Here is a 23191-nt window from a genome sequence, read left to right on the forward strand (position 1 = left end):
GACGATCATCCCATCCCGTCGTTGGTGGAGAGTTCCTGCACGGCCGCGCCGAGGTCGGCGGCCAGTCGCTCAGCGTCGGCATCCGGGAGGGCGTGCACGGTGAGTCGGAGGTGGTGTGCGGCCGCGGGATCGCCCAGCACGAACTCGTCGCCGGTGCGGACGAGCCAGCCCCGCTCCTGCATTCTCGCCGCGATGCGTGCCGCCGGTATCGGCAACGGCACCCACAGGTTGAGACCATCCGCATGGGCGCAGGAGATGCCGACGGCCCTGAGCCGGTCCGTGAATGCGGCGTTCCGCTCCGCATAGTGCGACGCAGCAGCAGAGATCGTCTCGCGTGCTTGCTCATCCGTCACGAGCGACAGCACCAGACGCTGCAGCAGATGACTGACCCATGTCGTGCCGGGACTCAACCGCAGTGCGAGACGCTCGGCGGTGTGCGGGTCTGACGCGACGATCGCGAGGCACATGTCGGGTCCGAGAAACTTCGACACCGAGCGGACGAGCGCGAACCGTTGATGCTCCGGTCCGACCAACGAATGGAAGGGCTCGCTGGAGAGCAGGGAGAAGTGATCGTCCTCGATGATCAGGACGTACGGATGCTCGGCAAGCACCCCGCGCAGCTGTTCCGCTCGCTCCGCGCTGAGGCTCGCGCCGGTCGGGTTCTGCGCGCGGGGTGTGCAGACCACAGCGCGCACGCCCTGCTCGAGCGCGGCGCGAAGGCCCTCGACCGTCATCCCCTCGTCATCGATCGGCACCGGCACGGCGCGGTACCCGCCGAGGCGCACCGTATGGATGCTCGCGAGAAAACACGGGTCTTCGAGAGCCACGGGATCGTCGCGGGTGAGCGCCTGCGCCAGGATGCGCTCCACCGCATCGACCGCACCGCTCGTGACCGTCAACCGGTGCGGCCGATCACCGAGGTCGCCACGCATCCAGGTCCCGGCCCATGCCGCGAGACCGGGATCGATCACGGGTTCGCCGTACAGGATCGGACGCCCGGCCATTGCGGAGAGCGCTGCGGACGGATCGGGGATGAAGCGCGGATCGGGATTGCCCGTGCCGACGTCGCGGAGCGAGCCGCGCTCAGCAAACCCCTCCTGAGCGACGGGCGCTCGTTCGACGACGCGGGTACCCGCGCGTCCGCGCGTGATGATCAAGCCGGCGCCGGCGAGCTGTCGGTAGGCGGCCATGACCGTGTTGCGATTGACGCCGAGCTCATCGGCGAGTGTTCGTACGGGCGGGAGCAGGTCGCCCGGTGCGAGGTCTGAGCGCTCGAGCAGGGCGCGCACACTCTCGGCGATCTCGGTCGCGGAGCCGCCACTGATCCGTTGTGCCACCTGCATCCTCTGTTCGAGCCTCGACCGTATCAAGCTCATGCTATCTTTTGGCCTATGCCAAACCGGGCGGCACCCGATCCGTCCCGTTGCACAGCGAAAGGATCCCACCCGTGACCTCTCCCACCACCGGTTCGTCACGCGTCAAGCGCGGCCTCGCCGAGATGCTCAAGGGTGGCGTCATCATGGACGTCGTCAACGTCGAGCAGGCGAAGATCGCCGAGGACGCGGGCGCCGTCGCCGTCATGGCGCTGGAGCGCGTACCGGCCGACATTCGCGCTCAGGGTGGTGTTTCGCGCATGAGCGACCCCGACATGATCGACAGCATCATCGCCGCCGTCTCGATTCCCGTCATGGCGAAGGCGCGCATCGGGCACTTCGTCGAGGCGCAGGTCCTGCAGCAGCTGGGCGTCGACTACATCGACGAATCCGAGGTGTTGTCCCCGGCCGACTACGTCAACCACATCGACAAGTGGGGCTACACGGTGCCCTTCGTCTGCGGTGCGACGAACCTGGGTGAGGCACTCCGTCGCATCACCGAGGGTGCGGCCATGATTCGCTCCAAGGGAGAGGCCGGAACCGGGGATGTCTCGGAAGCCACCAAGCACATCCGCACCATCTCGGGCGAGATCAATCGCCTGAAGTCGCTGACGAAGGACGAGCTCTACGTCGCCGCCAAGGAGCTGCAGGCGCCTTACGACCTCGTGGCCGAGGTCGCCGAGACCGGCAAGCTTCCGGTAGTGCTGTTCGTCGCCGGTGGTGTCGCAACACCCGCGGACGCGGCCATGATGATGCAGCTCGGTGCCGACGGCGTGTTCGTCGGCTCAGGCATCTTCAAATCGGGCAACCCGGCCGAGCGCGCCGCAGCGATCGTGAAGGCGACGACGTTCTACGACGACGCCCAGGTCATCGCGGATGTCTCGCGCGGGCTGGGTGAAGCCATGGTCGGGATCAACGTGTCTGACCTGCCGGCCCCGCACCGCCTCGCCGAGCGCGGCTGGTAGCCAGACGTCGTATGCAGAGCACACCCCGTGTCGGAGTGCTCGCGATCCAAGGTGATGTTCGCGAACACGCTCACGTTCTCACGCAACTCGGCGCACACGTCACGCTCGTGCGTAGACCCGCAGAACTTGCGGCGGTCGACGGTCTCGTCCTGCCGGGCGGCGAGTCGAGCGCGATCGACAAGCTTTCGCGTGCGTTCGGGATGCAGCAGCCGATCCGCGACGCGATAGCCGATGGCATGCCGATGTATGGCACCTGCGCGGGACTCATCCTGCTGGCGGATCGCATCACCGACGGGATCGTCGGGCAAGAGACGTTCGGCGGACTCGATGTGACCGTGCAGCGGAATGCATTCGGCGGCCAGTCCGAATCATTCGAGACGGATCTGGATGTCGCGGTGCTCGGAGATCCGCCCGTGCACACCGTGTTCATCCGGGCTCCGCTCGTGGTGCAGTACGGGCCCGGCGTCGAGCCTCTCGCGTCCCTCGCGGACGGTGGAGTGGTCGCCGTTCGGCAGGACAACCTGCTCGGCACGGCTTTTCACCCCGAGGTGTCGGGGGAGCATCGCTTCCACCAGCTCTTTCTGGACTCGGTCCGAGCGCACGCCTGACCCGCGGGATAGCCTGGCGGAATGTCGGATTGGGTGGCGCTGCTGCGCGGAGTGAACGTGGGCGGGATCACGATCCGCAGCGCCGACCTCGTCGACGTGTTTCGCGGCCTCGGGCTCACGAATGTGCGGACGATTCTCGCCAGCGGCAACGTCCTGTTCGACTCGGCGAACCCCGAGACGGAGCTCAAGGCACGCATAGAATCAGCTCTCGAAGAGCGGTTCGGCTACGACGCCTGGATTTTGTTGCGCACACCTGCCGAGATCGGGCGGGTGATAGATGAGTTCCCGTTCGAGATCACGCCCGATCGGCAGCCGTACGCGATCTTCTGCCTCGATGGGGCCACCCGCGAAGAGCTCCTTGCCGACGCGGCATCCCTGGATGCAACGACTGACCCGGTAGCGGGAGGGTCCGGACTCATCTATTGGTCACCCGCGGCGGGCTCCTCCACCGACACGACATTCGCCAGGGCGATTGCACGCAAGTCATATCGAGCGCGCACGACCAACCGCAACCTTCGGACGTTGCAGAAGATCATCGCGTAGGGAGTTCGGTTCGGGATGCGGCGGCACCGTAAACTGGGGGGATGTCCGGCCATTCCAAGTGGGCCACGACCAAGCACAAGAAGGCGATCATCGATTCGCGCCGTGCCAAGTCGTTCGCCAAACTCATCAAGAACATCGAAGTCGCCGCCAAGATGGGCGGCGCCGACATGTCGGGCAACCCGACACTGGTCGACGCGGTCCAGAAGGCGAAGAAGACTTCTGTTCCGAACGACAACATCGACCGCGCTATCAAACGTGGCGCAGGTCTCACCGGTGAGTCGATCGAGTACACGACGATCATGTACGAGGGTTACGCCCCGAACGGTGTCGCTCTGCTGATCGAGTGCCTGACCGACAACAAGAACCGGGCTGCGGCCGAGGTGCGCACAGCGATGACGCGCAACGGCGGCACGATGGCCGATCCGGGCAGCGTCGCGTACAACTTCCATCGCAAGGGCGTCATCGTCGTGTCCTCCGACAGTGCGAGCGAAGACGACGTGATGCTCGCGGTGCTCGACGCGGGCGCCGAGGAGATCGAGCCGCACGGTGACGGGTTCGGAGTGATCACCGAGGCGACCGATCTCGTGAAGGTCCGGTCGGCGCTGCAGGATGCCGGAATCGACTACGAGTCCGCCGACGTCGAGTTCGTGCCGAGCCTCAAGGTCGAGGTCGACGCCGAGACTGCACGTAAGGTCTTCCGTTTGATCGATGCGCTCGAAGACAGTGACGATGTGCAGAACGTCTACTCGAACTTCGACCTGACCTCCGAGGTTCAGGCCGAGCTCGAGAACGACGAGTAGGGCGCGCCTGGACGTCTGGGCCGGCCCGCACGCATAGCGTGGGGGAGTGCGCACCCGATCCCTCCGCGTGCTCGGTATCGACCCCGGGCTGACGCGTTGCGGCATGGGGGTCGTGGATGTCGCGCCGGACCGGTCCGGTCGGCTCGTCCACGTCGGCGTCATCCGATCATCGCCGGACATGCCGCTGCCTGAGCGTCTCGCGGTGATCGCCGCGGGTATTCGTGCGGTACTCGACGAGCACAGCCCGGATGTCGTCGCGGTCGAGCGTGTTTTTGCACAGCACAATGTGCAGACCGTGATGGGCACGGCTCAGGCGAGTGGGGTCGCGCTGTTGCTGGCGGCCGAGCATGGACTGCCCGCCGAGACCCATACACCGAGCGAGGTCAAGGCGGCGATCACGGGGTACGGCTCGGCCGACAAGCGTCAGGTCCAGACCATGGTTGCGCGCGTGCTGCGGTTGGACGCCCTTCCACAACCGGCGGACGCAGCGGATGCGTTGGCTCTCGCTCTCTGCCACGCGTGGCGTTCCGGCGACGCGGTCGCCGGGCGGGGGGCGACGCCGTTGACACCGGCTCAGCGTGCGTGGGCCGACGCCGAACGTCTGGTCCGCACATCCCGTTAGTCGTTGATCGACCACATCCGTCGCTGGGACGCCGCGTGTCGCTCGAACATACCTACGATGATTCGAGCTAGGATCGCCACATGATCTCGTCACTGCGCGGTGTCGTGCTGCATGCCGGTGTGGACTCCGTTGTGATCGAAGTCGGCGGTGTGGGCCTGAGTGTCGCCGTTCCCGTCGATGTCGCACGCTCGGCTCACGCGGGCCAGACCCTGGCGCTGCACACGAGCCTGATCGTCCGTGAGGATTCTCTGTCGCTCTTCGGCTTCGAAACGCGTGAAGAGCTCGAGCTGTTCTCGCTGCTCTTGCAGGTCACAGGCGTCGGACCGAAATCCGCGCTCGGTGTCCTGTCGCAGCTGACCGCAGAGCGCATTGCCGAAGCCGTGCACGCGGAAGACGACGCCCCCTTCCGCAAGGTCTCGGGTATCGGACCCAAGACCGCCAAGCTCATCGTCCTGCAGCTCTCGGGCAAGATCGCGCCGGTCGCATCGCGCTCGCCCTCGTTCTCCGCGCCCAGTTCGGACGTATTGACGCAGGTCGCACAGGCGCTCGTCGGACTCGGCTGGCAGGAACGCATCGCCACCGAAGCTGTCACGACGGCGGCCGAAGAGGCAACGGACGCCGACCGTGCCAGCGTGTCGGCCCTCCTGCGCGTGACGCTTGCGGCGCTCGGCCCCGCACGACAGGGAAGTACCCGTGGCTGACTCTCCTTCGGGCGACGACGCGTTCCGCGAGGTCGACCCGGTGGCCGAAGAATCGGAATTGGCCATTGAGGGCGCCCTGCGGCCCGGGTCGCTCGCCGATTTTGTCGGCCAGCCGAAGGTGCGCGGGCAGCTCCAGCTCTTGCTCGATGCCGCGCGTATCCAGCAGCGTCCGGCCGATCACATTCTGCTTTCGGGCCCGCCGGGCCTCGGCAAGACGACCCTGGCGATGATCGTTGCGCACGAGAGCCAGCGGCCCCTCCGTCTCTCGAGCGGTCCCGCGATCCAACACGCCGGCGACCTGGCCGCTCTGCTGTCGAGCCTGACGCCCGGAGAGGTCCTCTTCATCGACGAGATCCATCGGATGGCTCGGTCCGCAGAAGAGATGCTCTATCTCGCGATGGAGGATTTCCGCATCGACATCATGGTCGGAAAGGGTGCCGGAGCCACGAGCATCCCGCTGGATCTTGCACCTTTCACGCTGGTAGGTGCCACGACGCGGTCGGGTCTGCTGCCGAACCCCTTGCGGGACCGATTCGGCTTCACCGGGCATCTCGAGTTCTACGAGGCATCGGACCTCGAGCGCGTCATCGGGCGGTCATCGAAAATGCTCGGGGTCGATCTCAGCCCGGAGGCCCGGGCAGAGATCGCGCTGCGCTCGCGCGGGACACCGCGAATCGCCAACCGATTGTTGCGGCGTGTGCGGGACTTCATGCTGGTGCACTCGGAAGAGGGCGACCTCGCCGCGGTACGGTCCGCGCTCGAGTTGTACGACGTCGACTCGATCGGTCTCGACCGCCTCGACCGCGCCGTGCTCGATGCGCTCGTGTTCCGCTTCGGCGGCGGGCCCGTCGGGCTCAGCACTCTCGCAATCGCGGTGGGCGAAGAATCCGAGACCGTCGAGAGTGTCGTCGAGCCCTATCTCGTGCGCATCGGCTTTCTGGGCAGAACGCCACGGGGCCGTGTGGCGACGCCCGCGGCATACGCCCATCTGGGCGCTCCCCAGGCGCAGGGCGCGCTCAGACTCGATGACCTATAATCGCTGAAGGCTTACGCGCCTCTCTTGTCGTATGCCCTCAATCGCGCCGTGCGCCCCCGAAAGGCACCTTTCTTCATGGACATCCTGCTCATCGTCGTCCTGGTCGGCTTGCTCGGCTTCATGTTCTGGAACTCGCGTCGACGGATGCAGCGGGCCAAGGTCGAGCAGGCCGAGAAGGCCCGTCAGACGGTCCCCGGCGCCGAGGTCCTGCTGCAGGGTGGCCTGTACGGCACGATCGTCGAGTTCGATCCCGAAAACCTCGACCAGCCTGCTCTGATCGAGATCGCCCCCGGCGTCGAGATCAAGGTGCACAGCCAGGCGATCCTGCGCGTGGTCGATCCCGATGAAGGCGTCGTCAGCGAGGACGAGTTCATCGATGCCGAGGCATCCGAGGCCGAGTACATCGCGGGCGTTGCAGATGGCGAGATCTCGTCACTGAGCGACGACCACAAGGCCGAGCTGCGAGCCCAGGCCGAGTCCGATCAGCGCGCGGCCGAGCGTAAGAACAACCCCGAGGCCTGACCTGCCCCGCGTGGCCCCCTTTTTTCTTCGAGAAAGCTGAGCCCTGGTGGCGACTTCTTCACCTGTCCGCCATGCCTGGCGGGCACTGATCGGCCTGCTGGCGATCATCGGTATCCTCTTCGGCATCAACGCGCTCGGCGTGTACGTGTTCCAACAGAGCACATGGGCGCCCGAGCTTGCGCTGGACCTGCAAGGCGGTACCCAGATCATCTTGGCGGCGCAGACCGAGGACGGCGCGGCGCCGACCACGGAGCAGCTCGAGCAGGCTGTCACGATCATGCGCCAGCGCGTGGATGCCTCTGGTGTCGGTGAGGCGGATGTGGCGACCGAGGGTGGCCGCAACATCGTCGTGCAGATTCCGGGCAACGCGGACGAAGAGACGCGCGAGCGGATCCAGGCGAGCGCTCAGCTTCAGTTGCGTCCGGTGATCTTCACGGGCAGCCCGGCCACCGAGTTCGTCGGCGAAGACGGCGAGGCCACGCCGTATCCGACTCCGGATCCGGCGCTGCCGTCCACCCCGTCCACCGAGCCGTCGAACGCGAGCGACCCTGCGTGGGTCACAGAGGCCTTGCAAGCTGAGTTCCTGGCCTACGACTGCGCCAACGAAGACAACGACCCGGCGAACGCCCCGGCCGACCAGCCGCTCATCACGTGCGAGACGGACGGCAGCGTCAAGTACATCCTCGGCCCTGTCGAGATCGACGGCACGGCGATCGATGATGCCACCTTCGGGCTCGACACGACCAGCAACCAGTGGACGGTGCAGCTCACTCTCGATGCCGAGGGCACAACGGTCTTCGGTGAGGTCAGTCAGCGACTCTTGGGTGCCACCCCACCGTTGAACCAGTTCGCCTTCGTGCTCGACGGCAACGTCATTTCGGCCCCGTCGATGGAAGGTCTGATTCTCGACGGTCGGCCGAGCATCAGCGGAAACTTCAACCAGGAGAGCTCGAAGGCTCTCGCTGATCAGTTGAAGTACGGTGCTCTGCCGCTGAGCTTCACGGTCGTGAGCTCCGACACGATCTCGGCGACCCTGGGTTCGCAGCAACTCCAGATCGGTCTGATCGCGGGTCTCATCGGCCTCGCACTCGTCGCCCTGTACTCCCTGATCTCGTATCGAGCACTCGGCTTCGTCATCATCGCCTCGCTCATCGTGATGGGCGTGCTGACCTACGTGATGCTCTGCATCCTGTCGTGGCGCATGGGCTTCCGCCTCTCGCTCGCCGGTGTCGCGGGATTGATCGTGACCATCGGATTCACGGCGGACTCGTTCATCGTGTACTTCGAGCGAATACGCGACGAGTTGCGCGACGGCAAGAGCATCACCGGAGCCGTCGAGGACGGTTGGGCGCGAGCCAAGCGCACGATCTACATCTCCAAATCGGTCAACATCCTGGCCGCCGTCGTGCTCTACATCCTGGCGGATGCCACGGTGAAGGGTTTTGCTTTCACGCTCGGGCTCACGACGTTGATCGACATCCTGATCTTCGTGATCTTCACGCACCCGGTCATGCAGCTGCTCGCCCGGACGCGGTTCTTCGGCCAGGGACATCCGCTTTCCGGCCTCGATCCGACGGCGCTCGGGGCGGTTTACCACAGCCGCTCAGAATTCCGGGCACCCGTCGCAATCGAGGGCACCAAGGCGAAACGGCTCGCTCGGTCGCGCGGTGAGGCGGAGCGCCGCCAGACGATCGCGGAACGCAAGCAGGCAGAGATCGCCAGCTCGACGAAACCCGCACCGAAGAACCCCGGAGGAAACGACTGATGCGCTCCATGAGCCAATTCGGCAACGACCTCTACACGGGCAAGCTGTCCGTACCTTTCGTCCCGCGGCGTCGGCTGTGGTTCATCGTCGCCATCGTGCTGATCATCGGTTCCGCGGTGGGTCTGCTGGCCAAGCCGCCGCAGTTCTCCATCGAGTTCACCGGTGGGTCGCAGTTCACCGTTTCGGGGCTCGAGCAGCCAGACCAGCTCGTCGCGACCGATGCCGTGCGCACGGTCGTGCCGGACGCGACCACCAAGGTCACGACGATCGGTGGCACCGCCATCCGGGTCCAGACCGACCAGATGAGCGCGGACGACACGCTCGCTGTCAGCGCCGCCCTCGCGACGGCCTACGAGGTGCCGGCCGAAGAGGTCACGACCTCGTTCATCGGCCCGACCTGGGGCCAGGATGTCACGCGACAGTCACTCTGGGGATTGGCGATCTTCCTCGCACTGACCTTCCTGATCCTCGCGATCTACTTCCGAACGTGGAAAATGTCGGCGGCAGCGATTCTCGGTCTGGTCGACGTGCTCGTGATCACGGTCGGTGTCTACGCTTTCGCGGGATTCGAGATTTCTCCCGCCGCGGTGATCGGATTCCTCACGATTCTGGGCTATTCGCTCTATGACACGACGGTTGTCTTCGACAAGATTCGAGAGAACACGACCGAGGACGGACTCACCACCGGCCGTACCTTCGGCGAGTCCGTCAACCTGGCCGTCAACCAGACGCTCGTGCGCTCGATCAACACCTCCGTCGTCGCGGTACTGCCCGTCGCGGCGATCCTCTTCATCGGTGCTCTGTGGCTCGGCGCCGACACGCTGAGTGACATCTCGCTTGCGATCACGGTCGGCATCATCGTCGCGGCCTACTCGACGCTGTTCGTCGCCGCACCTTTGTACTCACTGTTCCGCGAGGGGGAGCCGCAGTTGCGTGAGCGCGACGACCGCGTCCGCGCAGCCCGAGATCTCGCCGCGGTGGACAGCTGAGCGGAACGTGCGTGCCGCCGGTCAGTCCCGCGGGCGGGCGTAGGATGGTCCGATCCGGCGGGGTGGTGCCACACCGCGTTATCGAGGCGGGGAAGGGCGCAGCATGACCGAAACGCTGCCCCCGGCACCCCAAGCTTCGAGCCTTCGCCGGCTGGTTCCCCGCATCTTCTCGCGTTCGACGCGGCGCGGCGGGGTCGAGCACCTCATTCGCACCGTGCGCGCCAATCACCCCAAGGGTGACTTCGCCCTGATCGAGCGCGCCTACGTCGTTGCCGAGCGCGCGCATCAGGGTCAGCTACGCCAGAGCGGCGAGCCCTACATCACGCATCCCGTCGCGGTTTCGCAGATCCTCGCCGAGCTCGGTCTCGGGCCGAAGGCGATCGCGGCCGCACTCCTGCACGACACCGTCGAAGACACCGCGTACAGCCTCGATCAGCTCTCGGCCGACTTCGGTGACGAGGTCTCGATGCTCGTCGACGGAGTCACGAAACTCGACAAGGTCAAGTACGGCGACGCGGCTCAGGCCGAGACCGTCCGCAAGATGATCGTCGCGATGTCCAAGGACATCCGGGTGCTCGTCATCAAGCTCGCCGACCGTCTCCACAATGCGCGCACCTGGGGTTTCGTGCCGCCCGCGAAGGCGCAGAAGAAGGCCACCGAGACCCTCGAGATCTACGCCCCTCTCGCGAATCGCCTCGGTATCCAGGCGATCAAGGCCGAGCTCGAGGACCTGTCGTTCGCGGTGCTTCATCCGAAGCTCTACGCCGAGATCGAGAGCCTCGTCAAACAGCGCACACCGCAGCGCGAAGAATACGTCGACAACGTCATCGGCTCGGTCGAGGAAGACCTGCGAGAACTGCGGATCCGCGGACGTGTCGCGGGACGTCCCAAGCAGCTCTATTCGGTCTACCAGAAGATGGTCGTGCGTGGACGCGAGTTCGACGACATCTACGACCTGATCGGCATCCGCGTCCTCGTCTCGACGGTGCGGGATTGCTACGCCGTGCTCGGTGCCATCCACGCCCGTTGGACGCCTATCCCGGGGCGGTTCAAGGATTACATCGCGACCCCGAAATTCAATCTGTACCAGTCGCTCCACACGACCGTGATCGGTCCAGGTGGGCGCACGGTCGAGATCCAGATCCGCACGAACGAGATGCACCAGCAGGCCGAATACGGTGTTGCGGCGCACTGGAAGTACAAGGAGCGGGTCAACGGCGGTAAGCCCGACCCGAAGGCCCAGGACGCCGATATGGCGTGGCTGGCGCACATCTCGGACTGGCAGGCCGAGACCGCCGATCCGGGCGAGTTCCTCGACTCGCTGCGCTACGAGATCGGCGCAAAAGAGGTCTACGTCTTCACGCCGAAGGGGCGCGTCATCGGGCTGCCGGCCGAAGCGACCCCGGTCGACTTCGCCTACGCCGTGCACACCGAGGTCGGTCACCGCACCATGGGTGCCAAGGTGAACGGGCGCCTCGTGCCCCTCGATTCTTCCCTGTCGTCCGGCGATGTCGTCGAGGTCTTCACCTCGAAGAACCCCGATGCCGGGCCCAGCCAGGACTGGCTGAGCTTCGTCAAGAGCACCCGCGCCCGCAACAAGATCCGTGGATGGTTCACGAAGGAGCGCCGCGAAGAAGCGGTCGAGCAGGGCAAGGAAGCCATCGCACGCGCGATGCGACGACAGAACCTGCCCCTCCAGCGCCTGATGAACCAGGGCTCGTTCGGCGAAGTCGCGCACCAGCTGCGTTATGAGGATGTCTCGGCGCTGTATGCGGCGGTCGGCGAGGGGCACGTCTCGACGCAGTCCGTTATCGAGAAGGTCACGGCCCTCGTCGCGACCGAGGAAGACACCTCGACCGGTCCCGTCGAACTGCCGCACCTCGGTCGGCCTCGCACGCCGCGGTCAAACGACACGGGCGTGCTCGTGCGCGGTGCTGCCGACATCCTCGTCAAACTGGCCAAGTGCTGCACGCCGGTGCCCGGGGACGACATCATCGGCTTCGTCACACGGGGCAGCGGGGTCTCGGTGCACCGCACCGACTGCCCCAACGTCGACGCGTTGACCGCGGATCCCGACCGCATGATCGAGGTCTCATGGGCGCCGACGACCAAGGGCATCTTCCTGGTGCAGATCCAGGTCGAGGCGCTGGATCGCTCGGGCCTGCTCTCAGATGTGACGCGCGTGCTGACCGAGCACCATGTCAACATCCTGTCGGCGACGGTCGCGACCACGCACGAGCGACTCGCGCTCAGCAAGTTCGTTTTCGAGATGGGCGACATCGTGCATCTCGACCGTGTGCTGAACGCCGTGCGCCGGATCGACGCCGTCTACGACGTGTACCGCGTCACGACAGGCTGACGACGAGCCGGGTTGCCTCCGGATCGAGCGGCCCATCGAGCGCCTTATCGAGGTGACGTTCGAGCTCGCGTCGGGCGGCGTGGGAACCTGGAAGCCGCGTTGCGGAGTCGATTCGCGAGATGGCTTCCCGGGGATCGACCAGCCCCGCGCCGATCATTGCGCCGACGACGGAGTTAGCCCGCTCGCGATTTTCGGGATCGCGGATGCGTCGGGCGACGTCGATCAGCGTACGCAGCGGTGACGTGACGAGCACACCCCCGACATCCGACACGTCCTGATCGTCGATGCCGATGTCGTGAAAGATCGCGCGGCGGTCGATGAGATTTCCGACCCGATGCGCAGAGCCTCGCATGACGCTGTGCCGCGATGGTGGTTCATGCAGCGCGCCGTATATCCACGCGGCACTCCACGAACCGACCACGAGGCGGGTTCCGCAAATCGATCGGAGCGATGCCGCTCGGGTCGCGGTGCTTTCGACAGCGTCCGCGGGCATGTACCCCTCGCCGATCTCGACGACGTCCCCGTCAAGGCGTGCTGCCGAGAGCTCGGCTACCGAAAGCCGCTCACCGGGAAGGTAGATCAGTGGCCAGGGCATGCGATCGATTGAATCGCACGCCCCGAGTGCTCACGCGTGACGCGGGCACATCTGTGGACAAGCTCTACCGAGTTCTACCCGGTTCTACCCGTCGACGACCTTGAGCCATGCGCGGCGCGTGTCGAGGTCGGCGGTGATTCGCTTCACGGCCGAGGCATCGCCCTTCGCTGTCGCGGCCGCGAGGTCGGCCTCGAGCTTGTCGATCGCGTCGGCGAGCTGACGTGCCATGTCGCCGGCACGGGCCTTCGTCTCGGGGTTATTGCGCTTCCAATCGACCTCTTCGCGCGCCTTGAGCGCTTGCTCGATCTTGCGCATCGCATCGTCCAGAGAACGGTCGCGCTCACGCGGCGATACGCGTCCGATCTCGTCCCAGCGCCTCTGAATCGACGCGAGCAGCGATCGGGCCGCCGTCAGGTTGCGCTCATCGGCGACCGCGGCTGCCTCGACGAGGAGCGCCTGTTTGGCCTCGATCTTGGGCTCCGACTCGGCGATCTCTTCGGCCTCTTTTTCGGCGCGCGTGGCGTACAGCGCGTCACCCGCGGCCTTGAACTTCGCCCAGAGGGAGTCATCGACCTTCTTGCCGGCACGGCCGGCGGCCTTCCACTCATCCAGCAGAGCGCGGTACCGCGGAATGCCGTCCTCACCCTGGGGGAGAAGGGCCTCGGCGCGCTCGACCAGGCGCGCTTTGCGATCGCGAGCGCCCTTGTGGGTCTCGTCCAGCTCCGCGAAGAACTCCCGCCGGTGCTTCTCGACCGTGCCGCGGGCGTCGCGGAATCGCTTCCACAGCTCCTGCGATTCGCGCTTGGGCAGTCGCGGCCCGTTCTGCTGGTGCGCCTGCCAGGCCTCGAAGAGGTCGTTCAGCTCCTGCGTCGCCTGCTTCCACTGCACGGATTCGGGATCGCGCGCGGCAAGGGCCTCGGCCTTCACGACCAGCTCGGTGCGCTCGACGACGGCGGCGTTGACCGCCTCCTTCGCGGCGGCGGCTTCGGTAGCGGTGGCGGCGCTCAGCGTCTCGAGGATCGCCTCGACGCGACCCATGAGATTCGCGAGATTGCCGACCGCCGAAGCGCCGTCGATCTCGGCGCGCAGGTGCTTGGCGGCGGTGGTCAGATCGGATGCCGACGCTCCGCCGCCACGCTGGCGCTGCTCGAGCAGGCGGACCTTGTCGGCCAGGTCGCTGAATTTGCGCGCGAAGTAGGCGAGCGCCTCGTCGGGGGTTCCATCGGGGTACTGACCGACGACGCGCCAGGTGTCGGTGCCGTCTACGGCGGAGACCTCGCGGACGGAGACGGTGCCGTCGTCGTCGACGCGGCCCCACGCCAGGTCAGGGGCGGAAGCAGGCTCGGGGGACACGGTGCACCTCTTGCTGTGGGGGGCGGAAACTCCCCCAGCCTAGTACGACGCTCCGTGAGGCTCAGGGGGTCGTGGTTGGCCCAGGTACCGGATCAGACGAGATGCTCGGTAATGGCGACGACGACGGGGAGGGCGAGACCGCGGGGACCGGGGCGCCGGGACCCGCACCGTAGTAGGCGAACTGACCGCCGATGGCGGAGAGGATGACGATGCCGCCGACCACCGAAGCCACGATCGTGTCGCGCCGCCGGCGTCGCAACTGTGACTCGCGCAGCTGCAGGCGTGCCTGATACACGCGTGCTCGCTCGCGCTCGGCGCGGTCTTTGTCGGGCTTTGCCATTCGTCTGCTCCTGAGATCGATCGCCTGAACTCTACGCAGCCGCCCCGAGCCGGACCAAACCCGCGCCCGGAACCCCCGCGAACGGTCGCGACTCGCCGCATGTCGCGCGACCCAACGGCGAGTCGCGACCGTTCGAGGATGAGATTGCGCGCACCGGTGCTGGCGCCCGGCGATGGGCCGATTGTCGTGGGGGATGACGAGTGAGCCGGTGTGTAGGCGGCCCCGACTAGCCTGGGACGGTGACGGGTACGCAGGCGTTGTTCCAGGGGTCGACACCCCTGGCCGTCCGCATGCGTCCGTCATCCCTCGACGAGATCGCGGGTCAGGAGCACCTGCTGCGGCCGGGTTCGCCTCTCGTCGCCCTGGCCGACCCGAATCGGGCGTCGACCGGTGCCGTCTCGGTGATCCTGTGGGGCCCGCCGGGCACCGGCAAGACGACGCTCGCGCAGGCGATCGCTCGTTCGTCGGGTCGTCGCTTCGTTGAGCTGTCGGCCGTGACGGCCGGTGTGAAGGATGTCCGCGAGGTCATGCAAGAGGCGCTCACGCAGCGCGATCTGTACGGAGCCTCGACCATCCTGTTCCTGGATGAGATCCACCGCTTCACCAAGGCGCAGCAAGATGCGCTGTTGCCCGGCGTCGAGAACGGCTGGGTCGTCCTGATCGCCGCGACCACGGAGAACCCGTCGTTCTCGGTCGTGTCGCCCCTGCTCTCTCGGTCGCTTCTGCTCACTCTTCGCCCGCTGTCGGACGAAGAGCTCGGCCAGCTCCTGGATCGTGCCGTGACAGATGCTCGGGGCTTGGCCGGTGGCGTGACGATCGACTCATCTGCCCGTGCCGCGCTGATCAGGTTGTCGTCCGGCGATGCGCGACGTGCACTGACCGCGCTCGAGGCCGCGGCGTCGATGGTCGGCGCGGCCCGCGAAGTGCGGGCGGACGACGAGCTCGATGTCGATGGGGAGAACGAAGAAGACGACGAACTTCCCGTCATAACGGACGATGTCGTGGCACAGGCCGTCGACCGTGCCCTGCTGCGCTACGACCGCCAGGGCGACGAGCACTATGACGTGATCAGCGCCTTCATCAAATCGATCCGCGGGTCGGATGTGGATGCGTCGCTGCACTACCTCGCTCGGATGATCGAAGCGGGGGAGGACCCGCGGTTCATCGCGCGCCGCCTGATCATCTCCGCCGCGGAGGATATCGGTCTCGCCGACCCCCAGGCGCTGCCGATGGCGGTGGCGGCGGCGGACGCGGTGCAGTTCATCGGGATGCCCGAGGGGCGCATCCCGCTCGCCGAGGCGACCGCGTATCTCGCCACCGCGGCGAAGTCCAACGCTGCCTACGTGGCGATCGACAAGGCCATCGCCGATGTTCGCGGCGGACGTGCCGGCCCCGTGCCTCTGCACCTGCGCGACGCGCACTACGCGGGGGCGAAAAGGCTCGGTCACGGCAAGGGATACATCTATCCGCACGACACCGAGGTGGGCGTGGCCCGGCAGCAGTACCTGCCCGACCCCCTGCGCGGGGTCCGCTACTACGAGCCGACGCCGCGGGGTGCGGAACGCGACATCCGGACGCGCCTCGACAAGATCCGCCGCATCCTGGGGTCAGAAGACTGACGTGCTAGGATCTTCCCTGGCCTAGTTTCTGTCGAGCGTGCGGCTGCGCGAGAAGAAACGACGGGTGTCGTCCTGTAGCCGGACGCCCCTGGCACACCCCTCTTCACTTCCCTCGGTCCGCTGCGCGCGAGCCGAGGTACTCCACGTTCGTACGTCTCGAAAGGTAAACGTGTCCACTAAGTCACGGACCCGCAGCAAAACCCGTCTCTCGCGCGCGCTCGGCATCGCCCTCACCCCGAAGGCCGCCAAGTTCCTCGAGAAGCGCCCCTACGCACCGGGCGAGCACGGCCGCTCCAAGCGCAAGCAGGACAGCGACTACGCCGTTCGCCTTCGCGAGAAGCAGCGTCTTCGCGCCCAGTACGGCATCCGCGAGGCGCAGATGCGCAACACGTTCAACGAGGCGCGCCGCCAGTCCGGCCTGACCGGTGAGAACCTGGTCGAGCTGCTCGAGCAGCGTCTCGACGCGCTCGTCGTGCGTTCGGGCTTCGCCCGCACCACGGCGCAAGCCCGTCAGCTCGTCGTGCACCGTCACATCCTCGTCGACGGCCAGCTCGTCGACCGCCCGTCCTTCCGCGTGAAGCCGGGTCAGATGATCCACGTCAAGCCCAAGAGCGAGGGCACCGAGCCGTTCCAGGTCGCCGCCGCCGGTGGTCACGCCGACGTTCTGCCCCCGGTTCCCGGTTACCTCGAGGTCGACCTGTCGACCCTCCAGGCCCGCCTGGTTCGGCGCCCGAAGCGGGCCGAGGTGCCCGTCACGTGCGAGGTTCAGCTCGTGGTCGAGTACTACGCGGCGCGCTAAGCACCGCGTAGTACACCGCCGTAGGCGGCAGAAGGCACGGTTACGCGGCGCGCTAAGCAGTGCGATCCATCGAAGGGCGTCCGATCCGCAAGGATCCGGGCGCCCTTCGTCGTCGACCACTACGATGGACGGATGCTGCGCGTGCGGCTCACGAGTGCGAGGAAGTGGTGACATGAAGAGCCTGCTCTGGTTCCTGATCGGTATCGTCGGCGGTTTCGCCGCCGCGCACGTGATCAACAAGAATCCGACCGGCCACGAGCTCCTCGCCGAGGTCGACGCTCGCATCGGCGAGTTCACGGAACGCATCGGCGAGGCGTACCGGGGTCAAGAGGCGAAGCTGGACGAGTTCGTCAGCGGGGCGCAGGATGTCGCATCCAATGTCGCCTCCTCCGCCTCGGACGCTGCGTCTTCCGCGAAGGCCGCCGCGTCGGACGCCGTTTCGGATGCTGCCGAGACCGTCTCCGACGCCGTGACCGACGCCGCCGAGTCGGCCAAGGACTGATCCCATCCCGTTGTGCGGCCGCCCTCGCCGGGCGGCCGGTTACTCACGCGCTGACCCCTGCGAGGAATCCCGCTCATGAAGACCGCCGAGATCGCTCAGCGTTACCTCGACTATTTCGAGAAGAACGGTCACGTGATCGTCCCGAGCGCCTCGCTCGTCACCGATGACCCGGCCCTGTTGTTCACTGTCGCGGGCATGGTGCCGTTCATCCCGTACCTGAGCGGTGACGTCCCGGCGCCGTACAAGCGCGCCGCGGACGTACAGAAGTGCATCCGCACGCTCGATATCGAAGAGGTCGGGCACACTCCGCGGCACGGCACCTTTTTCCAGATGCTCGGCAACTGGTCGTTCGGCGACTACTTCAAGGAAGGCGCCATCCGCTTCGCCTGGGAGCTTCTCACGACCCCCGACGCGGATGGTGGCCTGGGCTTTGACCCGAAGGACCTGTGGGTCACGGTCTACGAAGAAGACGACGAGGCCCACGACCTCTGGCGCTCGCTGACCGACCTGCCGGAGGAGCGCATCCAGCGTCTCGGTAAGGACACCAACTACTGGTCGACGGGTCTGCCGGGCCCCGCCGGTCCGTGTTCCGAGATCTTCTTCGACCGCGGTCCCGCCTACGGGATCGACGGCGGGCCGGCCACGGACGACGACCGCTACGTCGAGATCTGGAACCTCGTGTTCATGCAGTACGAGATCACCAACGTGCAGTCGAAGTACGTCTTCGACATCGTCGGCGAACTGCCGAACAAGAACATCGACACCGGCATGGGCCTCGAGCGCGTCGCGTTCATCAAGCAGGGTGTCGACAACATGTACGAGACGGACCAGGTGCGTCCCGTCCTCGACCGGGCCGTCGCGCTCTCGGGCCGCACCTACGGGGCGGATCATCAGGACGACATCCGCTTCCGTGTCGTGGCCGATCACGTCCGCTCATCGCTCATGCTGCTCTCGGACGGCGTCACACCCTCGAACGAGGGCCGCGGGTACATCCTCCGCCGTCTCATGCGTCGCGCGATCCGTTCCATGCGGCTGCTCGGGGTGGACGGCCCGACCTTCGGGGAGCTGTTCGCCGCTTCTCGCGACGCCATGAAGGAGTCGTACCCGATCGTCGCGACCGACTACCCGCGGATCGAGCAGTACGCCCTCGCCGAAGAGGCGACGTTCTTGCGGACCCTGGCGGCCGGATCGAGTCTGCTCGACGACTCGGTCGTTCAGATGAAGGATGCCGGGGGCACGACGATCTCCGGATCCCAGGCTTTCCTGCTGCACGACACCTACGGCTTCCCGATCGACCTCACTCTCGAGATCGCCCAGGAAGCGGGTCTGTCGGTCGATCGCGAAGCCTTCGACACGCTCATGCTCGAGCAGCGCACCCGTGCCAAGGCAGACGCGAAGTCGCGCAAGCGTCAGCTCGCCGACACCAGCATCTATCGCGAGATGCGCGCGCTCGGAGAGACCGCGTTCACGGGCTACACGGATCTCGAGACGGAGTCTCGCGTGCTCGGGCTGCTGGTCGACGGTATGCCCGCCGATCGCGCCAGCGCGGGCCAGATCGCGGAGATCTTCCTCGCCGAGACCGCTCTCTACGCCGAGTCGGGTGGACAAGTCGCCGACAAGGGCGTGATCGTCGGCCCCGGATACGAGCTCGAGGTTCTCGACGTGCAACGCCCCGTGCCCGGTCTCATCAGCCACACGGTCGAGGTGACGACGGGCGAGGTCGGCGTCGGCCAGCCCGCGACGACCGTCGTGGACGCCCTCAACCGGCGCGCGGCGCAGCAGGCGCACTCCGCGACGCACCTGATCCACGCGGCCCTGCGCGACACCCTCGGCTCGTCGGCGACGCAGACCGGATCACTCAACCGCGCCGGATACCTCCGCTTCGACTTCGCGTGGGGGCAGTCGCTCTCGGATGCGACCAAGTCCGAGATCGAAGAGATCGCCAACAATGCGGTGCGCGACAACCTCGAGGTGACAACCCGCGTGCTGTCGCTCGACGAGGCCAAGGCGGCTGGAGCTCAGGCGCTCTTCGGCGAGAAGTACGGCGACGTCGTGCGCATGGTCGACATCGGGGGGCCCTGGTCCCGCGAGCTGTGTGGTGGCACTCACGTGACCACGAGCGCACAGATCGGGCTCATCAACCTCGTCGGCGAACAGTCGGTCGGAGCATCCAATCGTCGCGTGGAGGCCCTCGTCGGCCTCGACGCCTTCCGTGAACTCGCGGCCGAGCGCGCGATCGTCTCGCAGCTGACCTCGACACTCAAGACCCCGCGCGACCAGTTGCCCGCCCGCATCGCCGAGCTGACCGCAAGCCTGAAAGCGGCCGAGAAGAAGGTCGCGGCTTTCGAGACCCGCGCCCTCCGGGATCGCGTTCCGGCTCTCGCGCAGACAGCTTCGGCGGTCTCGGGTACGGCTCTGGTGGCTGAGTCCGTCGGCGCCGTCGCGTCACAGGATGACCTGCGTCAACTGGTGACGGCCGTGCGTGATCGCCTGGGCACGGAGCCCGCGGTTGTCGCGCTCGGCGGCAGTGTCGACGGTCGTGCCGTCGTGATCGTCGCCACGAACGAAGCCGCACGAACCGCGGGAGCCAAGGCGGGCGCGCTGGCGAAGGGTGCCGCGGCCGCTCTCGGCGGGGGCGGCGGTGGACGAGACGATGTCGCCCAGGGCGGCGGCACGGACCCCTCGGCCATTCCGGCGGGTCTTGCCGCGGTCCGCTCCGCTCTCGAGGCACTCACCGCGTGAGCGGCTTCCGACCGGGCGTGCGACTCGGCATCGATGTCGGCATGGCTCGTGTCGGTGTTGCACGTTGCGATCGCGACGGTCTGCTCGCGACTCCGGTCGAGACGATTCCGCGCGCGAGCGGCGACCCGATCGCCCGGGTGATCGAGATTGCCCGAGAGCTCGACGCGGTCGAGATCGTGGTGGGGCTGCCGATCAGCCTCGCGGGCCGCGAGACGGCGTCGACCGCGGATGCTCGCTCGTTCGCCGGGGCTGTGGCCGAAGCATCCGCTCTGCCCGTTCGGATGCTCGACGAACGGCTGACGACTGTGACAGCGAACGATGCTCTGCGACGTTCCGGCCGCTCCCAGCGGGGTTCCCGTAGCATTGTGGACCAGGTCGCCGCGGTCGTGCTCCTGCAGCAAGCTCTCGATGTCGAGAAGCGGACGGGGCTTCCGGCCGGCCAACCCGTCCTGCCCGAGGAGTAGTTGATGTCCGACGACAAGCGTCCCGACGAGAATTCCGGCGATGACCGGCTCGCCGACCTGTTCGGGCGCCTGCCCGATCCGCGTAGGCGCGCGGTCGACGAGCCGCCCATCCCGGCATCCGAAGACGTAGCCCCGTCCGCCGCTCAGCCGCCCTTGCCGGCGTCCTCAGCCGAGGACGCCGCGGCGCGTCAGATTCCGCTTTCGCGCCGTGAGTTGCGCCAGCGCGCAACGGGTGAGAGCCCCACGATCGCGTCTTCTGCCAGTCGGGAAGCGGATGTTCCGGCGCCAGAACCTGCGCCGTCCACATCGGCGACGGCCTCCACTCCGGCCGAGCCCGCGCCCGAACCACGTGCAACCCCCCGTGCCCCGAGCTCGGCGGAAGGTATGCCGGGCCGAGTCGCCACGGGCGCCGTGTCGGGGTCGCAGCCGCAACTGCGTCGTTCTGCGACGCCCACGCTCGAGGATGTCTCGCCCGAGGGCCGCGCGACGTCGACCCCGACGCTCGACGAACTGTTCGCCGAGGAGAAACGTATCGTCCCGTCCAAGAAGGAAAAGCGTCGCAACCGCCGCATCGGCGGGTGGATCGCGCTCGGTGTCGTCGTCCTGTTGTTCGGGGGCATCGGTCTCGGGGTCGCGTGGGCGTGGAGCAACTACGAGGGGCCCATCCGCGCCCTCATGGGCTGGGAAGAGCCGCGCGACTACGAAGACGGCATCGCGGAGGGCGAGGCCCTTGTCACGATCGCCTCGGGCGACGGGGGACAGACGATCTCGCAGAGCCTCTTCAACGCCGGCGTGACGAAAACCCCCGGCGCGTTTTACTCGTGGTTGCTCGAACTCGATGCCGTGCCCGTCTTTTATCCGGGCGTCTATCAGCTGCAACAGAAGATGACGTCTGCAGCGGCGCTCGCGGCGCTGGAGAACCCCGAGAACAAGCTCGAGAACTCGGCCCTCCTGCGCGAGGGATTGACCGTGGAACAGACATTGCCGCGGCTCGCCGAGGGTATCGGGCTGCCGATCGAAGACTTCCAGGCCGCGGTCGCCGACCCTGCCGCATACGGCGTCTCGGCGTCGAGCCTCGAGGGCTGGCTGTTCCCCGCTCTGTACGAGTTCGATCCGGGTGTGACGGCGGCTCAGGTGATCCAGACGATGGTCGACCGCACGGTGACGTCGCTCGACGCGGCCGGCGTGCCCGTCGATGACCGCGAAAGGATCCTCACGATCGCGTCGATCATCCAGCGCGAGGCGCGGGAGAGCGATGACTTCTACAAGGTGTCGCGCGTGATCGTCAACCGCATGCAGCCCGAGAACCAAGAGACCAACGGCTACCTCCAGATGGACTCGACGGCTCAGTACGGCTACGGCGAAATGCGCGACGGCACGGTCAGCTCGTCGGCCGAGGCCCTGGAGGACGACAACCCCTGGAATACCTACAAGGTGCCTGGCCTGCCGATCGGTCCGATCGCCAATCCGGGGGATGTCGCGATCGACGCGGCGATGCGTCCGGCCGAGGGCACATGGCTCTATTTCGTGACGGTCAATCTCGAGACCGGTGAGACCGTCTTCACCGACACCTATGCGGAGCACCAGAGAGCCGTTTCGCAGTGGCAGAACTGGTGTGCCGATAATCCCGACTCGGGTTGTTGATGTGACGGATGTCTCGGGACCCGCGGCTCTCGCCGTGTGGGGCAGCCCCGTCGCGCACAGCCTCTCGCCCGAGTTGCACACCGCCGCATACGCCGTGCTGGGTCTGCCCTGGAGCTATACCCGACGCGAGGTCGACGCGGAGGGGCTCGACGACGCCCTGGCGGACCTCGGGCCGGAGTGGCGGGGCCTGTCGCTGACGATGCCCCTCAAAGAGCGAGCCTTCGCGGCCGCGGCCCGTCGCGACCGTCGCGCCGAACTCACCGGTGCCGTCAACACTCTGCGGCTGAGCCCCGATGCCGGACCACACGGCGTCAACACGGACGTCGGGGGGCTGGTGGGTGCTTTACGTGAGCTCGGCGTTTCGGCGCCGGATGTCGCACGCCTGATCGGCGCCGGGGCCACCGCATCCTCCGCGATCGTCGCGCTCGGCGAGCTCGGCACGCGACGTGTGGATGTCTGCGCCCGCAGGCTCGTCTCGATCGCGCCGCTCGTCAGCCTCGGGTATCGCATCGGTGTTGACGTGCATCCGTACCCGCTCGGGACGACCCCGCCGGACACCGCCGACGTCACCATCAGCACACTGCCCGGGGGCACGGTGCTCGCTCCCGAACTCGTCGCGTCGGTGGCGGATGCGGGTGGCTCACTGCTCGATGTCGCCTACAGCCCCTGGCCATCGGCTCTGGCCGACGCGTGGTCGACGGGCGGGGCTCGCGTGATGTCGGGGCTTCCCATGTTGCTGCACCAGGCGCTTTTGCAGGTGCGTTTCTTCGTCTCGGGCGATGTCGAGGCCCCGCTGCCGGACGAGCACGCGGTGTTCGCCGCGATGCGCTCCGCGCTCATGGGAGACTAG

General features: G+C 66.9%; 22 protein-coding genes. 18 read left to right on the top strand and 4 right to left on the bottom strand.

Annotation, left to right across the window (positions count from 1 at the left end; all coding sequences use genetic code 11):
• Window positions 1-5: 5 nt before the first annotated feature.
• Window positions 6-1343 carry an aminotransferase class I/II-fold pyridoxal phosphate-dependent enzyme gene (locus tag ACT9TC_RS00540; RefSeq protein WP_458041545.1) on the bottom strand — a complete coding sequence of 446 codons (1338 nt, stop codon included), beginning with the start codon at window positions 1341-1343 and terminating at the stop codon, window positions 6-8.
• A 104-nt stretch (window positions 1344-1447) separates the two neighbouring features.
• Between ACT9TC_RS00540 and pdxS the strand changes: the two genes are divergently transcribed.
• The 11 genes from pdxS to ACT9TC_RS00595 all read left to right on the top strand — a co-directional run bounded on the left by pdxS (window position 1448) and on the right by ACT9TC_RS00595 (window position 12283).
• Window positions 1448-2338 (top strand): pyridoxal 5'-phosphate synthase lyase subunit PdxS, encoded by an 891-nt coding sequence (gene pdxS, locus ACT9TC_RS00545; protein WP_458041546.1) that lies wholly within the window; start codon window positions 1448-1450, stop codon window positions 2336-2338.
• A gap of 11 nt (window positions 2339-2349) precedes the next feature.
• Entirely contained in the window at window positions 2350-2946 is a 597-nt protein-coding gene (gene pdxT / locus ACT9TC_RS00550; protein WP_458041547.1) for a pyridoxal 5'-phosphate synthase glutaminase subunit PdxT, read from the top strand.
• Between the two features lie 21 nt (window positions 2947-2967).
• Window positions 2968-3489 carry a DUF1697 domain-containing protein gene (locus tag ACT9TC_RS00555; RefSeq protein ID WP_458041548.1) on the top strand — a complete coding sequence of 174 codons (522 nt, stop codon included), beginning with the start codon at window positions 2968-2970 and terminating at the stop codon, window positions 3487-3489.
• A gap of 41 nt (window positions 3490-3530) precedes the next feature.
• On the top strand, window positions 3531-4289 hold the full coding sequence (locus tag ACT9TC_RS00560) for a YebC/PmpR family DNA-binding transcriptional regulator (protein WP_458041549.1): 759 nt from the start codon (window positions 3531-3533) through the stop codon (window positions 4287-4289).
• A gap of 46 nt (window positions 4290-4335) precedes the next feature.
• Window positions 4336-4911, top strand: a complete 576-nt coding sequence (ruvC, locus tag ACT9TC_RS00565; protein WP_458041550.1) for a crossover junction endodeoxyribonuclease RuvC — start codon at window positions 4336-4338, stop codon at window positions 4909-4911.
• Window positions 4912-4991: 80 nt separating this feature from the next.
• Window positions 4992-5612, top strand: a complete 621-nt coding sequence (gene ruvA, locus ACT9TC_RS00570) for a Holliday junction branch migration protein RuvA (protein WP_458041551.1) — start codon at window positions 4992-4994, stop codon at window positions 5610-5612.
• Window positions 5605-6648: a Holliday junction branch migration DNA helicase RuvB gene (gene ruvB, locus ACT9TC_RS00575; RefSeq protein WP_458041552.1), complete on the top strand. Its 1044-nt coding sequence runs from the start codon at window positions 5605-5607 to the stop codon at window positions 6646-6648. Before ruvA ends, ruvB begins: the two co-directional genes overlap by 8 nt.
• Before the next feature lie 48 nt (window positions 6649-6696).
• Window positions 6697-7170 carry a preprotein translocase subunit YajC gene (locus ACT9TC_RS00580; RefSeq protein ID WP_458041553.1) on the top strand — a complete coding sequence of 158 codons (474 nt, stop codon included), beginning with the start codon at window positions 6697-6699 and terminating at the stop codon, window positions 7168-7170.
• 46 nt (window positions 7171-7216) lie between these two features.
• On the top strand, window positions 7217-8935 hold the full coding sequence (gene secD / locus ACT9TC_RS00585) for a protein translocase subunit SecD (RefSeq protein ID WP_458041554.1): 1719 nt from the start codon (window positions 7217-7219) through the stop codon (window positions 8933-8935).
• Window positions 8935-9924, top strand: coding sequence for a protein translocase subunit SecF (gene secF / locus ACT9TC_RS00590; protein WP_458041555.1), 990 nt, complete (start codon window positions 8935-8937; stop codon window positions 9922-9924). Before secD ends, secF begins: the two co-directional genes overlap by 1 nt.
• A gap of 103 nt (window positions 9925-10027) precedes the next feature.
• Window positions 10028-12283, top strand: a complete 2256-nt coding sequence (locus ACT9TC_RS00595) for a RelA/SpoT family protein (protein WP_458041556.1) — start codon at window positions 10028-10030, stop codon at window positions 12281-12283.
• Here ACT9TC_RS00595 and ACT9TC_RS00600 read toward each other — a convergent pair.
• From ACT9TC_RS00600 to ACT9TC_RS00610, 3 genes are all read right to left on the bottom strand, one after another.
• The gene (locus tag ACT9TC_RS00600) at window positions 12270-12878 is read right to left on the bottom strand and encodes a type IV toxin-antitoxin system AbiEi family antitoxin (RefSeq protein ID WP_458041557.1); all 609 of its coding nucleotides are present in this window, start codon (window positions 12876-12878) and stop codon (window positions 12270-12272) included. The two genes, ACT9TC_RS00595 and ACT9TC_RS00600, sit on opposite strands and share 14 nt — an antisense overlap.
• Window positions 12879-12962: 84 nt before the next feature.
• Window positions 12963-14231 (bottom strand): DUF349 domain-containing protein, encoded by a 1269-nt coding sequence (locus ACT9TC_RS00605; protein WP_458041558.1) that lies wholly within the window; start codon window positions 14229-14231, stop codon window positions 12963-12965.
• A 61-nt stretch (window positions 14232-14292) separates the two neighbouring features.
• Window positions 14293-14571, bottom strand: a complete 279-nt coding sequence (locus ACT9TC_RS00610; RefSeq protein WP_458041559.1) for a dioxygenase — start codon at window positions 14569-14571, stop codon at window positions 14293-14295.
• A gap of 239 nt (window positions 14572-14810) precedes the next feature.
• Here ACT9TC_RS00610 and ACT9TC_RS00615 point away from each other — a divergent pair, with 239 nt between their 5' ends.
• From ACT9TC_RS00615 to ACT9TC_RS00645, 7 genes are all read left to right on the top strand, one after another.
• Window positions 14811-16190, top strand: coding sequence for a replication-associated recombination protein A (locus ACT9TC_RS00615; protein WP_458041560.1), 1380 nt, complete (start codon window positions 14811-14813; stop codon window positions 16188-16190).
• 169 nt (window positions 16191-16359) lie between these two features.
• Window positions 16360-16989, top strand: a complete 630-nt coding sequence (gene rpsD / locus ACT9TC_RS00620) for a 30S ribosomal protein S4 (protein ID WP_036296063.1) — start codon at window positions 16360-16362, stop codon at window positions 16987-16989.
• Between the two features lie 172 nt (window positions 16990-17161).
• The gene (locus ACT9TC_RS00625; protein ID WP_458041561.1) at window positions 17162-17491 is read left to right on the top strand and encodes an ATPase; all 330 of its coding nucleotides are present in this window, start codon (window positions 17162-17164) and stop codon (window positions 17489-17491) included.
• A gap of 75 nt (window positions 17492-17566) precedes the next feature.
• Window positions 17567-20233, top strand: coding sequence for an alanine--tRNA ligase (alaS, locus tag ACT9TC_RS00630; RefSeq protein WP_458041562.1), 2667 nt, complete (start codon window positions 17567-17569; stop codon window positions 20231-20233).
• Entirely contained in the window at window positions 20230-20697 is a 468-nt protein-coding gene (ruvX, locus tag ACT9TC_RS00635; protein ID WP_458041563.1) for a Holliday junction resolvase RuvX, read from the top strand. The genes alaS and ruvX overlap by 4 nt, the downstream gene beginning before the upstream one ends.
• 3 nt (window positions 20698-20700) lie before the next feature.
• Entirely contained in the window at window positions 20701-22341 is a 1641-nt protein-coding gene (gene mltG / locus ACT9TC_RS00640) for an endolytic transglycosylase MltG (protein ID WP_458041564.1), read from the top strand.
• 1 nt (window position 22342) lies between these two features.
• The gene (locus tag ACT9TC_RS00645; protein WP_458041565.1) at window positions 22343-23191 is read left to right on the top strand and encodes a shikimate dehydrogenase family protein; all 849 of its coding nucleotides are present in this window, start codon (window positions 22343-22345) and stop codon (window positions 23189-23191) included.

Source organism: Microbacterium sp. HM-570, assembly GCF_054165885.1.

Bases quoted from the DNA above. Each gene is read 5' to 3' on its own strand.
- ACT9TC_RS00540 (WP_458041545.1), bottom strand. From the start codon at position 1,343: ATGCAGGTGGCACAACGGATCAGTGGCGGCTCCGCGACCGAGATCGCC.
- pdxT (WP_458041547.1), top strand. From the start codon at position 2,350: ATGCAGAGCACACCCCGTGTCGGAGTGCTCGCGATCCAAGGTGATGTT.
- ACT9TC_RS00555 (WP_458041548.1), top strand. From the start codon at position 2,968: ATGTCGGATTGGGTGGCGCTGCTGCGCGGAGTGAACGTGGGCGGGATC.
- ACT9TC_RS00560 (WP_458041549.1), top strand. From the start codon at position 3,531: ATGTCCGGCCATTCCAAGTGGGCCACGACCAAGCACAAGAAGGCGATC.
- ruvA (WP_458041551.1), top strand. From the start codon at position 4,992: ATGATCTCGTCACTGCGCGGTGTCGTGCTGCATGCCGGTGTGGACTCC.
- secF (WP_458041555.1), top strand. From the start codon at position 8,935: ATGCGCTCCATGAGCCAATTCGGCAACGACCTCTACACGGGCAAGCTG.
- ACT9TC_RS00595 (WP_458041556.1), top strand. From the start codon at position 10,028: ATGACCGAAACGCTGCCCCCGGCACCCCAAGCTTCGAGCCTTCGCCGG.
- ACT9TC_RS00600 (WP_458041557.1), bottom strand. From the start codon at position 12,878: ATGCCCTGGCCACTGATCTACCTTCCCGGTGAGCGGCTTTCGGTAGCC.
- ACT9TC_RS00610 (WP_458041559.1), bottom strand. From the start codon at position 14,571: ATGGCAAAGCCCGACAAAGACCGCGCCGAGCGCGAGCGAGCACGCGTG.
- ACT9TC_RS00625 (WP_458041561.1), top strand. From the start codon at position 17,162: ATGAAGAGCCTGCTCTGGTTCCTGATCGGTATCGTCGGCGGTTTCGCC.
- alaS (WP_458041562.1), top strand. From the start codon at position 17,567: ATGAAGACCGCCGAGATCGCTCAGCGTTACCTCGACTATTTCGAGAAG.
- mltG (WP_458041564.1), top strand. From the start codon at position 20,701: ATGTCCGACGACAAGCGTCCCGACGAGAATTCCGGCGATGACCGGCTC.